The organism is Pseudoxanthomonas sp. LjRoot206, from assembly GCF_056175725.1.
This window is the reverse complement of sequence record NZ_JBGFFI010000001.1, coordinates 743,707-757,082: the sequence shown is the minus strand read 5'-3', so window position 1 is coordinate 757,082 and position 13,376 is coordinate 743,707. Positions and strand designations below refer to the sequence as shown.

The window sequence follows — 13,376 nt, the reverse complement described above, 5'->3', positions numbered from 1 at the left end:
TTGGAGCAGCGATTTATTGCAGAACGCCCATCAATTCCACGTCGAACGTGAGCGTCGCGTCGGGACCGATCTTGCCGCCGGGCGCACCATTCGGGCCGTAGGCAAGGTTGGAGGGAATCCAGAAGCGGTACTTCGCACCGACCGGCATCAGCGCAACGCCTTCGGTCCAGCCAGCGATCACCTGGTTCAGGCCGAACTCAGCCGGTTCGCCGCGCGCATAGGAACTGTCGAACACCTCGCCGGACAGCAGCTTGCCTTCGTAGTTGACGCGCACGCGGCTGCTGGACATCGGACGCTGGCCGTTGCCCGGACGCAGCACCTGGTACTGCAGGCCGGAGGCGGTGGTGATCACGCCCGGCTTGACCTTGTTCGCGGCGAGGAACTTCGCACCCTCGTCACGGTTGCGCTGACCCGCCGTCGCCTGGCGCTTCGCCATGTACGCCTGCAGCTCGGCTTGCGCCTGCTCGACCGTCAGCAGAGGCGTACCGCTCTTGGCGGCGATGGCCTTCACGGCCTGGGTCAGCACCGCAGGATCGACCTCGTCCTTGAACGGCAGCAGCGAGGGGCCGATCACGTAGGTGCCCAGGAACACGCCCACCTTGGTCTTGTCGACCGGCGGCGGCGTGGTGCCCGGCGGCATGCCTGGGATCGGCTGGCCGTCGGCGACCGCCAGGTTGACGCGCAGCAACTGGTCGGTGGCCTGCGCTTCCTGCTCGGTCATCGCCTTCGGCTTGCCGGCGAAGGTATCGACGATGGCCTTCTGGAAGGCCGCCATGTCCATGAAGGGACCGACCGGCTGCAGCGAATTGCCCACGTCCACGCCGATGGCGTAGCTGACCTTGTCGCGCTCGGTGGTCAGCGCGGTTTTATCCTGTGCAGACACGCTGCCTCCGAACATTGAAAACGAGATTGCCAACAACACGGCTGCGCCGCGGACCGACCGCTTCATCCTTCCTGCTCCTGGAACCTGCGCCGCGATGGCGCCAAACCGATATTGTGGCACGCCGGCCACCTGCGGGGTCATTGCATCAGCGCGCGGCGCGCGGCTTCTTCAGTTCGCGCTCGATCGCCTCGATCACCGCCGGATCGTCGGGCTTGACCTTGCTGGGGAAGTTCGCGACCACGCGGCCATCGCGACCGATCAGGTATTTGTGGAAGTTCCAGCCCGGCGCGGTGCCCGTCGTCTGCGCGAGCGACTTGTACAGCGGCGTCGCGTTGTCGCCGGTGACCACCACCTTCTCGAACATCGGGAACTTCACGCCATAGGTCAGCGTGCAGAACTCCTGGATCTCCTTCTCGCTGCCCGGCTCCTGGCCCTTGAAGTCGTTGGAGGGGAAGCCGAGTACCGCGAAACCTTGCGGCGCGTAGCGCTGGTGCAGCGACTCGAGCCCTTCGTACTGCGGGGTGTAACCGCATTTACTGGCCGTATTCACCACCAGCAGCACCTGCCCCGCATACGTCTTCTTCAGGTTCACCGGCGCCTTGCCCGCCAGCGGACGGTAGCTGACGTCCAGCAGACCCGCCGCCGTGACCGCCGCGGAGGCGCCCAGCAGGCCAGCTAATGCCAATATTTTCAATGACTTGAGATTCATCCTGCGACCCCACTAGTGCGAACATGACAAGTATGCCTTCAGTTGGGTGACAAAACCTTGCGGGGCAGTTGACGGCCCGTGTTTTGGTGTTATAGTTGAATACAACACCACTCACCCAACTCACGGGGAGATGTCATGAACCAGAAACTGACCCACACCCTGCCCAGCCTGGCCGTCGGCGGCCTGCTGCTGGCAGCGGGCGCCCTGGCGGCCATGTCCGGCGCCCGCACGTCCGAGGTGGACCCCGCGACGCTGGTGGGCGCGCTGGAATCCGATGTCCGCGAGATCGCCGGCGACGACAGCACCCCGGACCCTACCCAGCACAAGCGTCGGGCGCGGGCGTCCCTGGCCATGCCGTACTTCTCGTTCGGCCAATCGCTGCGTCCGAGGAGCTGACCCATGGCGCCCATCCAATGGAGCGACGGTGCTCCCATCTACCGTCAGCTGAAGGACCGCGTGATCGCCATGATGCTGGACGGCATCCTGAAGCCGGGCGACGCGCTGCCGTCGGTCCGCCAGGTGGCGGCCGAGTACCAGCTCAATCCGATTACCGTTTCGCGTGCCTACCAGGAGCTGGCGGATGAAGCCCTGGTCGAGAAGCGCCGCGGCCTGGGCATGTTCGTCACCGACGAAGCCGCCCGGAAGCTGCGCGGCAGCGAGCGCGAACGGTTCCTGACCGAGGAGTGGCCCGCGGTCGCCGAGCGCATCGAGCGCCTGGGCCTGTCCATCGAAGAGTTGCTGCAATCCAAGGGGACCAAGTGATGAATGCTGCAATCGCCAACGCCGTGGTGTCGGCCCACGGCCTGCGCAAGGCCTACAAGAACAAGCTTGCGCTGGACAACACCAGCTTCGAGATCGAAGCGGGCAAGATCATCGGCCTGATCGGCCCGAACGGGGCCGGCAAGACCACCGCTCTCAAAGCCATCCTCGGGCTGACGCCGTTCGAGGGCCAGCTGAAGGTGCTGGGCCTGGATCCGCGCAAAGACCGCGACGAGCTGATGAAGGATGTCTGCTTCATCGCCGACGTCGCCGTGCTGCCGCGCTGGATGAAGGTGAAGGAAGCCATCGACTTCGTCGCCGGCGTGCACCCGCGCTTCGACCGCGCCAAGTGCGAACGCTTCATCGCCAATACCCAGCTCAAGCCCAACCTGCGCGTGCGCGAGATGTCCAAAGGCATGATCGTGCAGCTGCACCTGGCGCTGGTGATGGCGATCGACGCCAAGCTGCTGGTGCTGGACGAGCCCACGCTCGGCCTGGACATCCTCTACCGCAAGCAGTTCTACCAGCGCCTGCTGGAGGACTACTTCGACGAGCAGAAGACCATCATCGTCACCACCCACCAGGTGGAGGAGATCGAGCACATCCTCACCGACGTGATGTTCATCCGCGACGGCAAGATCGTGCTGACCTCGCAGATGGAAGAAGTCGCGGAGCGCTACACCGAAGTGCTGGTCAGCGGCGATGCTGTCGAACAGGCCCGCGCCCTCAAGCCCATCGACGAGCGCGCCCTGCCCTTCGGCAAGACCGTGCTGCTGTTCGACGGCGTACCGAAAGGACACCTCGCCGCCCTCGGCGAAACCCGCACCCCAGGCCTGGCCGACCTGTTCGTCGCCATCATGAAAGGAACCTACGCATGAACGCCGTGACTTCGACATTGGGCAAATCCTCCAAGCCGGGCGCGTTCACGTGGCTGCTGAAGCGCGAGTTCTGGGAGAACCGCGGCGGCTTCTTCTGGGCTCCCGTGATCACCGGCGGCATCTTCCTAGTGCTGAACCTGATCCTGGCCGTGATCGGCAGCATTTCCGCCCGCGGCCAGCTGAACGGCGACGGCTTCAGCATCGAGGAAGCGCCGGAAAAGGCACACCAGATCGTCGGCGGCATCGGCGACGGCATGTTGCTCGGTGGCGTCATCCTGGCCTGCGTGGTACTGGCCTTTGTCGTCTTCTTCTATGCCCTGGGCACCCTGTACGACGATCGCCGGGACCGCAGCGTCCTGTTCTGGAAGTCCCTGCCCGTTTCCGACACCCACATGGTGCTGTCCAAGCTGGCCTGGGCGCTGGTGCTGGCCCCGTTGCTGGCGGTGGCCGTCGGCATCGTGATCGGCGTGGCGATGTGGCTGATCTTCGCGCTGACGGTCTCCGTCAACGGACTGCCGGTGGGGAGTGCCGTGTTCACCCACTCGCATCCGCTGCGCATCATCGGCGGAGTCATCTCGTCGCTGCCCGTGTACATGCTGTGGGCGCTGCCGGCGGTGGGCTGGCTGATGTTCTGCTCCGCCTGGTCGCGCAGCAAGCCGTTCCTGTGGGCGGTGCTGGTGCCGGTGCTGGCCTGCGTGATCATCAGCATGACCGACATCCTGCCCGGCCTGCAGATCCGCCATGACCTGATCTGGTACACGGTGGTCTACCGCGGCCTGGCGAGCGTCATCCCAGGCGCATGGTTCCCGACGCTGGAAGGCGGCGCGACCAATCCCCACGCCAACTTCAACACGCCCGACGACCTGGCCAACGCGATCGACCTGACCCGCAGCTGGCAGGCCTTCGCCACCGCCGACCTGTGGATCGGTGCGGCGATCGGCGTGGCCCTGATCGTCGGTGCGATCTATCTGCGCCGCTGGCGCGAGAGCGAATAAGCACGCGAAACCTTCCAGGCGGGCCGCCACCGGCCCGCCTCTACCCAAGGACACGGATATGCATACCTCACTTTCCCTGATGCGCCCTCTGCTCGTCGTCGGTGTGCTGGCGCTCGCCGCCTGCCAGCCGGCGGACAAGGACAACACCCCAACCGGCGTCGCCGCCAAGGCCATGGATGAAGTCGCCACCGGCCTGGGCGAAGCCAGCCAGGAAATGGAAAAGGCCCGCGAGGAAATCGCCACCGCACGCGAAAAACTGGCGCTCGCCAACCTGTCGTTGAACCGCGACACGACGCAGCACCTGCCGAAGGCGGAGATCACGCCGGCCGGCGAGCTGCTGATCGAAGGCAAGTCCGTGGCGACCACGCCGGAACAGAAGGCGCTGGTGCTCGCCTATCGCGGCGAACTGCTGGATGTCGTGGGCGACGGCATGGCCATCGGCATGGAAGGGGCGCGCGTCGGCATCGATGCCGCTGCGTCCGCGTTGAAGGGCATGCTCTCGGGCCAGTCCGGCGACGAGATCGGCCAACAGGTCGGCGAGCAGGCCAAGGCCAAGATCAAGCCGATGGTCGCGCAGCTGTGCACGCGCCTGCCCGGCCTGTTGTCGGCCCAGCAGGCGCTGTCCAAGGCGCTGCCCGAGTTCGCGCCCTACGCCACGATGGACCAGTCCGACGTGGACGACTGCGGCGATGCGAACGGCGACGGCAACTGGACCTTCTGAGGTTCCGCGCCGTCTCCGCTGCAGCGTCATGCTGACCGCGCGTCGAGGCCTGGCCGCTGTGGCAACGCCATCGACATCCACCCAGCTTCGCCAAGGAAAGGAACCGGACATGCCCACCACACGCATTCAACACGTCCTGATGCCGCTGATGCTGGCCAGCCTGCTGCCGCTCGTCGCGCTGCCGGCGAGTGCGAAGAACACCGGCGTCGACAGGGAGATCAGCGCCGACCTCGCGGAGGCACGCAAGGAAGTGCGCGCGGAGCTCGCCGCCGCCCGTCACGACCTGGAGACCGACAACCTGCAACTGGGCGACAACCTGCGCTTCGGCAAGTCCGACAAGCGCCGCGCCGCGCAGGATCCGCTGCCGAAAGCGGAAATCACCCCGCAGGGCGACCTTCTGATCGAGGGCAAGGCCGTCGCTATCGACGGTCATCAGCGGCAGGAACTGTTGCGCTATCGCGGCCAGGTGATCGACATCGCCAAGGCCGGCATCGACATCGGCGAGCGCAGCGCCCAGGCCGCGCTGGAGGCGGTCGACCGTGGCGTGTTCAGCCTGATGCTCGGCGCCATGACCGGCAGCCTGGAGCGTCGCGTCGAGAAGACCGTCCGGGAAACCGTCGAGCCCGGCGTGCGGCAGATCTGCCGCAGCCTGCCGGCACTGCGCGACACCCAGCAACGCCTGTCCGCCAGCCTGCCGCAGTTCCGACCGTATGCGACGCTGGACGTGGACGATGCGGAGAACTGCGAGAAGGACGTACGCCGCGAATTCGCGACGCGATAGCACGACCCCCTCCGTCATTGCCGCTGATGTGATCCTGGAGACACGATGATGCGCATCACCCTGCTCGCTTCCCCGTTGCTGGCCCTGCTGGGGCTGTCCGCCCCCGCGCTGGCGTCGGACCGGTACTGCAAGCACGAGGCACCGCGCCAGCTCACGCTCGACATCGGCGACGCCAGGACCGTGGTGTTCGAGGTCGGTCCGCACGACCTGACCGTGGAATCGCGCGCCGGTGCGCCGGCCGCGATGAAGGGCCGCGCCTGCAGCAGCCATGCCGAGCGGTTGGCCGACCTGAAGATCGAACAGCGGCGCGCCGGCGACAAGCTGATCGTGCGGATGTACCAGGACGGCACGTTCAGCGGCATCTTCTTCGGCAGCAACTACGCCTACATGAACCTGACCGCCACCCTGCCCGACCACGTGTCCGTGCAGGTGAAGGTCGGTTCGGGCGAAGCCGATGTCACCGGCGCGCCGGTCTTCAGCGCGGATGTCGGCTCCGGCCGTGCCGTGGGCCGCAGCATCCGTGGACTGGCCGCCGCATCGGTGGGCTCGGGCGACATCGACATCCACGGCGCCGGCAGCCTCAAGGTGGTGTCGATCGGTTCGGGCGACGTGGAAGCCGACAACGTGAAGGGCGCCACCAGCGTCGGCAGCATCGGGTCGGGTGGCTTCAGCCTGTCGCGCGGCGGCAGCATCGAGATCGGCTCGATCGGCTCCGGTGGCGCGGAACTGCGCGACATCACCGGCGACGTGGCGATCGGCTCGATCGGTTCCGGCGGTGCGGACGTACGCAACGTCGGCGGCGGGTTGAACGTCCGTTCCGTCGGCAGCGGCGACGTCGACCACGAGGGCGTGAAAGGCCAGATCGACATCCCCAAGCGTCGCTGATTCCCGAGGAACGACCATGATCCGCACCATCGCACTCGCCCTGTCCGTCACACTGCTGCTGGCCGCCTGCTCGAAGAACGGTGACGCCGATGGCGACACGTCGACCTCCAGCGCCCTCTGGGGCCAGAACCTGAAACTCAATACGCCCGGCCATCCGAAGGCCGAGGTCTCGGCCAAAGGCGACTTCATCGTCGACGGCAAGCCGGTGCCGGTGACGGACGCGCAGCGCGCGCTGCTCGTCGCTTACCACCGGGAACTCGGCGGCATCGCCGATGCGGGTATCGCCACCGGCAAGGAAGGCGCCAAGCTCGCCGGCAAGGCCGTGGGCGCGGCCGTGCGCGGCATCTTCAGCGGCAATCCCGACCAGATCGAGCAGCAGATGGAAGCGGAGGCCAAGAAAGTCGAGGCGGAAGCGATGAAGATCTGCGATCGCCTGCCCGCCCTCTACAAGGCCCAACAGGACCTCGTGGCTGCGCTGCCTGCGTTCCAGCCCTACGCGGGCATGGAACCGACCGACATCGACGAATGCCGCACCACGCACACCGGCGCCCATGAGGCCGGCGAGGAGGTCGGACGCGCCCTCGGCAGGGCGGTCAAGAGCGACGCGCCCGGAACCGAAGGCAATGCGGCAGCAGAGGCCGACGCGGCCGCTGCAGCGCCGGCGGATTCACCCTCGCCGTGACGATGCTTGCGCCTCCGCTGCGCGGACGTCGCCTCTCCTCTTTCTCCCTGCGAGGTACGACATGAAGTACACCTGCACCGCGCTGCTGGCAGCAGCACTGACGGTATCCAGCGCGCAGGCGGCGGACGCACCGGACCCCGCCCGCGAGCAGGCGTTCCAGGACCACATCGCCTACGTCGCCACGTTCGCGATGCCGGTGCTGATCGAAAAATGCGGCGCGATGGATGCGGGCTACCTGCAGCGCGCCGCGCCGGCTTATTTCCGCTACGTCAACACGCACCAGGACCGGATCGAACGCGGTCGGTTGCTGACGCTCGCGGAGTTCGCACCGGGCGATACGCTGGCCGCCTATCGCGAACGCACGCTCACGCAACGACTGGGCCGCCTGGACAGTGGCACGCCCGAACAGAAGCACAAGATGTGCGAAGGTGCGCTCCAGATGCTGGGCGGGATGAAGATCCCGGGCGAGTGGCCACCACGCGATTGACGAGCGGCGGGACTTTCAGCCCCCACCACCGCCCGGCTTGCCATGGATGCCGCCCTTCGCCAGCACGGCCGGGTCCAGCAACGGCTTGAGCGTCTTCTCCGGCAACCCGGTGACCTCGCGCGCCACATCCAGCACGGGCCGGTTCTGCTTGTAGGCCTGCTTGGCGATCGCCGCGCCCTTCTCGTAACCGATCACCGGATTCAGTGCCGTCACCAGGATCGGATTGCGGTCCAGCGCTTCCTGCACACGGTCGTTGCGCACCATCAGCCCGGCGATGCAGTCGTCGGCCAGCAGGCGCGACACGTTCGACAGCAACTGGATGCCGTCCAGCAGGTTGTTCGCGATCAGTGGCAGGGTGACGTTGAGCTGGAAATTGCCGGTCTGCCCGGCGACGGTCACTGAGGTGTGGTAGCCCATCACCTGCGCGCACACCATCACCGTGGCTTCCGGAATCACCGGATTGACCTTGCCCGGCATGATGGAACTGCCCGGCTGCAGCGCCGGCAATTCGATCTCGCCCAGTCCCGCCAGCGGCCCGGAGTTCATCCAACGCAGGTCGTTGGCGATCTTGGTCAGCGCGACGGCCAACGCGCTGAGCTGGCCGGACAGCTCGACGGCGTCGTCCTGCGCGGCCAGGCCTTCGAACGTGTTGTCGGCGCTTTCGAAGCGCGTCTTCGTCATCGCCGACAGCGTCTTCGCCACGCGCGCGCCGAAGCGGGGATCCGCGTTGATGCCGGTCCCGATCGCGGTGCCGCCCAGCGGCAGCCGGCGTACGCGCTTCAGCGTGTCCTCGATGCGCGCCTGCGCGGACGACAGCTGCGCCGACCACGCGGAGAACTCCTGGCCGAAGGTCAGCGGCATGGCGTCCATCAGGTGCGTGCGACCGGTCTTGACCACCTTCCCCAGGGCCTTGCCGCGCGCGTCGATGGTCTTGCGCAGATGCGTGATCGCCGGCAGCAGGTCTTCAAGCACCGCCAGCTGCGCCGCCACCCGCAGCGCCGTGGGGATCACGTCATTCGAGCTCTGGCCGAGGTTGACGTGGTCGTTCGGGTGCACGGCCGCCTTGCCCGCACGCGACGCCAGCGTGGCGATCACCTCGTTGGCATTCATGTTGGACGAGGTGCCGGAGCCGGTCTGGTAGACGTCGATGGGGAAATGCGCATCGTGTTCGCCGGCTGCCACGGCCTGCGCGGCGGCCTGCACGGCAGTCGCGATGCCCTTAGGCAGCAGGCCCAGGCCCGCGTTGACCTCGGCCGCCGCGCCCTTGACCAGCCCCAGCGCGCGGATGAAGCCGCGCGGCATCGGCCGGCCGGAAATCGGGAAGTTCTGCACCGCGCGCTGCGTCTGTGCGCCCCACAGCGCATCGGCGGGCACCTTCAGTTCGCCCATGCTGTCGTGTTCGATGCGGGTACGTGCGGCACGGGGCTTGCCCGCGGTCTTCTTGCTGGTCATCAACCGTCTCCTGGAGGGATTCACGGCTTGCGCGCCGGCATCGGCCGACGGCTGGCGGGGGCCACAGGATACGCCAGGCCGGATGCGGGCCTTCCCGGGGTAAAATGGAACGCTCCCTTTCAGCCGCCCTCGTCCCCCATGTCGGATTCGTCCCTGCTCGCCCTGTCCCCGCTCGATGGCCGATACGCCGGCAAGGTCGACGCGCTGCGCCCGATCTTCTCCGAGTACGGCCTGATCCGCGCCCGCGTGAAGGTCGAGGTGGAATGGCTGCTGGCGCTGGCCGCCGAGCCGGGCATCACCGAGCTGCCCGCGTTCTCCGCGGCCCAGCAGGCGAAGCTGCGCGCGCTGGCCGACGGCTTCAGCGTGGCCAATGCCGCCCGCGTCAAGGAGATCGAGCGCACCACCAACCATGACGTCAAGGCGGTGGAGTACTTCATCAAGGAGCAGCTGAAGGACGATGCCGAACTCGCTCCGGCGCTGGAATTCGTCCATTTCGCCTGCACCAGCGAGGACATCAACAACCTGTCCTACGGCCTGATGCTGGAACAGGCGCGCCGCGAGGTCCTGCTGCCGACGCTCGATGGCGTGACCGCCACGCTGCGCTCGCTGGCCCACGCGCAGGCCGCGCAGCCGATGCTATCGCGCACGCACGGCCAGACCGCGTCGCCCACCACGCTGGGCAAGGAGATCGCCAACGTGGTCGCGCGCATCGAGCGCCAGCGCGCGCAGATCGCCGCGGTGGAACTGACCGGCAAGATCAACGGCGCGGTCGGCAACTACAACGCCCACGTGGCCAGCTACCCGGATGTCGACTGGCCGGCGTTCGCGCAGCGCTTCGTCGAAAGCCTGGGCCTGGTGTTCAACCCGTACACCACCCAGATCGAGCCGCACGACAACGTCGCCGAGATCGGCGACGCCGCGCGCCGCGCCAACACGATCCTGGTCGATCTGGCCCGGGACATCTGGGGCTACATCTCGCTGGGCTACTTCAAGCAGCGCTTGAAGGAAGGCGAAGTCGGCTCGTCGACGATGCCGCACAAGGTCAACCCGATCGACTTCGAGAACGCCGAAGGCAACTTCGGCATCGCCAATGCCCTGTTCGAGCATTTCAGCGCCAAGCTGCCGATCAGCCGCTGGCAGCGCGACCTCACCGACTCCACCGTGCTGCGCGCCCTGGGCACCGCGTTCGGCCACACCCAGGTCGCACTGGACTCGCTGGCCAAGGGCCTCGGCAAGCTGGAAGTGAATCCGCAGCGCCTCGACGCCGATCTCGATGCGGCCTGGGAAGTGCTGGCCGAAGCCGTGCAGACCGTCATGCGCCGCCACGGCCTGCCGAACCCGTACGAGCAACTGAAGGCGCTGACGCGCGGCCAGGGCATCACCGCCGACTCGATGCGCGCCTTCATCGAATCGCTCGACCTGCCCGCCGACGACAAGCAGCGCCTGCGCGACATGACGCCGGGCCGCTACACCGGCCTCGCCGAGCGGCTTGCACGGAACATCTGAGGTCCGGGACGCGAGGGAACGGCGATGCACCTGCTGATCAACATCGACGTTCCCGATCTGCCCGCCGCGGAAGCGCTGTACACGCAAGCGTTCGGCCTGACCGCTGCGCGTCGCTTCGGCGACGGCGGGGTCGAACTGCTCGGCGCGCAGGCGCCGGTCTACGTGCTGCAGAACCCCGCCGGCTCCATCGCCGCCGCCGATGCGCGCCGCGACTACACCCGCCACTGGACGCCCGTGCACCTGGACGTGGTGGTGGATCATCTTGAGCCTGCCCTGGACCGTGCCCTGCAGGCCGGCCTGGTGCAGGAAACCGACATACGCGACGCGAACTGGGGCCGCATCGTCCGGCTGGCCGATCCCTGGGGCCATGGCTGGTGCCTGCTGCAGTTCGTCAACCGCGGCTACGACGAGATCGCCACATGACGCTCCGCTCCACCCTGTTGTCCGGCGTGATCGCCCTCGCGCTGCCGACCGCCGCGCTCGCCGCCGACGTCCCCGCCAAGGCCTGTGCGGACGACGCCGGCTGGAACGATCCGGCCACGCCACTGAAGGTCTACGGCAATACCTGGTACGTCGGCACCTGCGGCATCAGCGCCCTGCTGGTGACCTCCGACGAAGGCCATATCCTGGTCGACGCCGCCACCCCGCAGGCTGGCCCGCAGATCCTGGCGAACATCCGCGCGCTCGGCTTCAAGCCCGAGGACGTGCGCGCCATCGTGTTTTCGCACGAGCACTTCGATCATGCCGGCAGCCTGGCCGAACTGCAGAAGGCCACCGGCGCACCGGTGTACGCGCGTGCGCCCGCGGTCGCCACGCTCAAGCGCGGTGCCAGCGACCGCAGCGACCCGCAGTTCGCGGTGCTGGAGCCCTTCCGCGCCGTCGAGCAGGTGATCGTGCTCGATGATGATGGCGTGGTGCGCGTCGGCCCGCTGGCATTGCAGGTGGTCGCCACGCCCGGCCACACGCCTGGCGGCACCAGTTGGACCTGGCGCTCGTGCGATGGCGACGCCTGTCACCAGATGGTCTACGCCGACAGCCTGACCGCGATCTCCGATGGTGTATACCGCTACAGCGACGACGCCGCGCATCCCGGCTACACGGCCGCGTTCCGCGAAACCCTGGCGCGCGTGGCCGCGCTGGACTGCGACATCCTCGTCACGCCGCACCCGTCGGCGAGCCAGTTGTGGTCCCGCATCGGTCCGCGTGCCGACCGCCCGCTGGTCGATACCAGCGCCTGCCGCACCTATGCACGGACGGCGACGCAGCGGCTGGACAAGCGGCTGGCGGACGAGGCGGCGAAGCCCGCCGCGCCGGCGCCTTGATCGGACGCAATGATGTCGAACCCGTCGTGACGGATGCTGCTGCCCTCCCTTCTGGCTGATTACCTCCCCCGATGAACTCCAAGACCACCCGCCGCCCCAAGGACCTGCCCTTCGAGGTCGACGCCACGCAGCAACAGCCGTTGGGCATGCCGGTCGATCGCTTCCTGCGCGATTACTGGCACAAGCGCCCGCTGCTGATCCGCAACGCGTTCCCGGATTTCGAGACGCCGGTGCAGCCGGAAGACCTTGCCGGCCTCGCCTGCGAGGACGGCGTGCTGGCGCGCATGATCAGCCTGGACAAGGCGACCGGCGTCTGGGATGTGCGAACGGGTCCGTTCCAGGAAGAAGACTTTCCCGGCCTGCCGGACCACGACTGGACCCTGCTGGTGCAGGACGTCGACAAGTGGGACGCCGATGTCCGCCAGGTGCTGGAGCAGTTCCACTTCCTGCCGCGCTGGCGCGTGGACGACATCATGATCAGCTTCGCCGCCACCGGCGGTTCGGTCGGCGCGCACGTGGACCACTACGACGTGTTCCTGCTGCAGGCACAGGGCGAGCGGCGCTGGATGATCGATGCCAGCGTGGCGATGGGCAAGCCCGCACCGGACCTCGGCTTCCAGGACGATGTGGCGATCAAGCTGCTGCGCACCTTCGCACCCACCCACGAATGGGTACTGTCGCCGGGCGACATGCTGTACCTGCCGCCGCTGGTTCCGCATCACGGCGTGGCGGAGAACCCGTGCCTGACGTTTTCGGTCGGCATGCGCGCACCGTCGTCGGCGGAACTGATCGGCGACTACCTCGACACGCTGATCGCCGATGCCGACGAGGCCGTCCGCTACCACGACGAAGACCTGGTGGCACCGCAGGACCCGAACGAGATCGACGCACGCGCGATGGAGCGCGTGGTCGAGGCCTTGAATGCGTTGCGCATGAACGATCCCGACTTGGTCGGCGACTGGTTCGGCCGCTTCATCACCACCTACCGCGCCTCGGGCGACGTCATGCCACCGCCGGATTCGCCCTCGCGCATCGAGATGGAGTGGGACCTGCAACAGGGCGCCCACCTGCTGCGCCACCCGTTCTCGCGCCTCGCCTGGCGCCGGCGAAGCAAGGGCGCCACCCTGTTCTGCAACGGGATGGACTACGCCCTGCCGGTCAAGGAAGCGCAGCTGCTCGCGGCGCTGGAAGGCCTGGATGGCACCACCTACGCCGCGCTCAGCGAGGCCGGCCGTGATGCGGTGATGGCGTTGGCGGCACAGGGCCACTACCAGTTGGCCCTGCCTGGTGACGATCAGGATCCCGAGGACGAGGGC

Annotated in this window: 15 protein-coding genes and 1 pseudogene; 13 read left to right on the top strand and 3 right to left on the bottom strand. The window is 67.4% G+C overall.

The window, feature by feature from the left end:
- Positions 1-13: 13 nt before the first annotated feature.
- Together AC04MD_RS03830 and AC04MD_RS03825 are read right to left on the bottom strand one after the other, a co-directional pair.
- Positions 14-949 (bottom strand): FKBP-type peptidyl-prolyl cis-trans isomerase N-terminal domain-containing protein, encoded by a 936-nt coding sequence (locus AC04MD_RS03830; protein ID WP_475495991.1) that lies wholly within the window; start codon positions 947-949, stop codon positions 14-16.
- A 79-nt stretch (positions 950-1,028) separates the two neighbouring features.
- A complete protein-coding gene (locus AC04MD_RS03825) occupies positions 1,029-1,592 on the bottom strand; it encodes a glutathione peroxidase (RefSeq protein WP_475495990.1) in 564 nt (187 codons plus the stop codon).
- A gap of 135 nt (positions 1,593-1,727) precedes the next feature.
- Between AC04MD_RS03825 and AC04MD_RS03820 the strand changes: the two genes are divergently transcribed.
- The 9 genes from AC04MD_RS03820 to AC04MD_RS03780 all read left to right on the top strand — a co-directional run bounded on the left by AC04MD_RS03820 (position 1,728) and on the right by AC04MD_RS03780 (position 7,780).
- Positions 1,728-1,988, top strand: coding sequence for a hypothetical protein (locus tag AC04MD_RS03820; protein WP_475495989.1), 261 nt, complete (start codon positions 1,728-1,730; stop codon positions 1,986-1,988).
- A 3-nt stretch (positions 1,989-1,991) separates the two neighbouring features.
- A complete protein-coding gene (locus AC04MD_RS03815) occupies positions 1,992-2,354 on the top strand; it encodes a GntR family transcriptional regulator (protein ID WP_475495988.1) in 363 nt (120 codons plus the stop codon).
- A complete protein-coding gene (locus tag AC04MD_RS03810) occupies positions 2,354-3,229 on the top strand; it encodes an ABC transporter ATP-binding protein (protein ID WP_475495987.1) in 876 nt (291 codons plus the stop codon). Before AC04MD_RS03815 ends, AC04MD_RS03810 begins: the two co-directional genes overlap by 1 nt.
- Complete coding sequence (locus tag AC04MD_RS03805) at positions 3,226-4,224, top strand: ABC transporter permease (RefSeq protein WP_475495986.1); 999 nt, start codon at positions 3,226-3,228, stop codon at positions 4,222-4,224. The genes AC04MD_RS03810 and AC04MD_RS03805 overlap by 4 nt, the downstream gene beginning before the upstream one ends.
- A 79-nt stretch (positions 4,225-4,303) precedes the next feature.
- The gene (locus AC04MD_RS03800) at positions 4,304-4,945 is read left to right on the top strand and encodes a YggN family protein (protein ID WP_475495985.1); all 642 of its coding nucleotides are present in this window, start codon (positions 4,304-4,306) and stop codon (positions 4,943-4,945) included.
- Positions 4,946-5,054: 109 nt separating this feature from the next.
- Positions 5,055-5,726, top strand: a complete 672-nt coding sequence (locus tag AC04MD_RS03795) for a hypothetical protein (protein WP_475495984.1) — start codon at positions 5,055-5,057, stop codon at positions 5,724-5,726.
- Between the two features lie 45 nt (positions 5,727-5,771).
- Entirely contained in the window at positions 5,772-6,611 is an 840-nt protein-coding gene (locus tag AC04MD_RS03790) for a DUF4097 family beta strand repeat-containing protein (protein ID WP_475495983.1), read from the top strand.
- Positions 6,612-6,627: 16 nt separating this feature from the next.
- Positions 6,628-7,293, top strand: a complete 666-nt coding sequence (locus AC04MD_RS03785; RefSeq protein WP_475495982.1) for a YggN family protein — start codon at positions 6,628-6,630, stop codon at positions 7,291-7,293.
- A gap of 61 nt (positions 7,294-7,354) precedes the next feature.
- Complete coding sequence (locus tag AC04MD_RS03780; protein ID WP_475495981.1) at positions 7,355-7,780, top strand: hypothetical protein; 426 nt, start codon at positions 7,355-7,357, stop codon at positions 7,778-7,780.
- Between the two features lie 15 nt (positions 7,781-7,795).
- Here AC04MD_RS03780 and AC04MD_RS03775 read toward each other — a convergent pair whose 3' ends face one another.
- Complete coding sequence (locus AC04MD_RS03775; RefSeq protein ID WP_475495980.1) at positions 7,796-9,232, bottom strand: class II fumarate hydratase; 1,437 nt, start codon at positions 9,230-9,232, stop codon at positions 7,796-7,798.
- A 138-nt stretch (positions 9,233-9,370) separates the two neighbouring features.
- Between AC04MD_RS03775 and purB the strand changes: the two genes are divergently transcribed.
- The 4 genes and pseudogenes from purB to AC04MD_RS03755 all read left to right on the top strand — a co-directional run.
- Positions 9,371-10,738: an adenylosuccinate lyase gene (gene purB / locus AC04MD_RS03770; protein WP_475495979.1), complete on the top strand. Its 1,368-nt coding sequence runs from the start codon at positions 9,371-9,373 to the stop codon at positions 10,736-10,738.
- A 24-nt stretch (positions 10,739-10,762) separates the two neighbouring features.
- A complete protein-coding gene (locus AC04MD_RS03765) occupies positions 10,763-11,161 on the top strand; it encodes a VOC family protein (protein ID WP_475495978.1) in 399 nt (132 codons plus the stop codon).
- Positions 11,158-12,060: a PJM family subclass B3 metallo-beta-lactamase gene (blaPJM, locus tag AC04MD_RS03760; RefSeq protein WP_475495977.1), complete on the top strand. Its 903-nt coding sequence runs from the start codon at positions 11,158-11,160 to the stop codon at positions 12,058-12,060. Before AC04MD_RS03765 ends, blaPJM begins: the two co-directional genes overlap by 4 nt.
- Positions 12,061-12,131: 71 nt before the next feature.
- A pseudogene (locus tag AC04MD_RS03755) lies at positions 12,132-13,373 on the top strand (ribosomal protein uL16 3-hydroxylase); the annotation flags it as partial.
- Between the last annotated feature and the right edge of the window lie 3 nt (positions 13,374-13,376).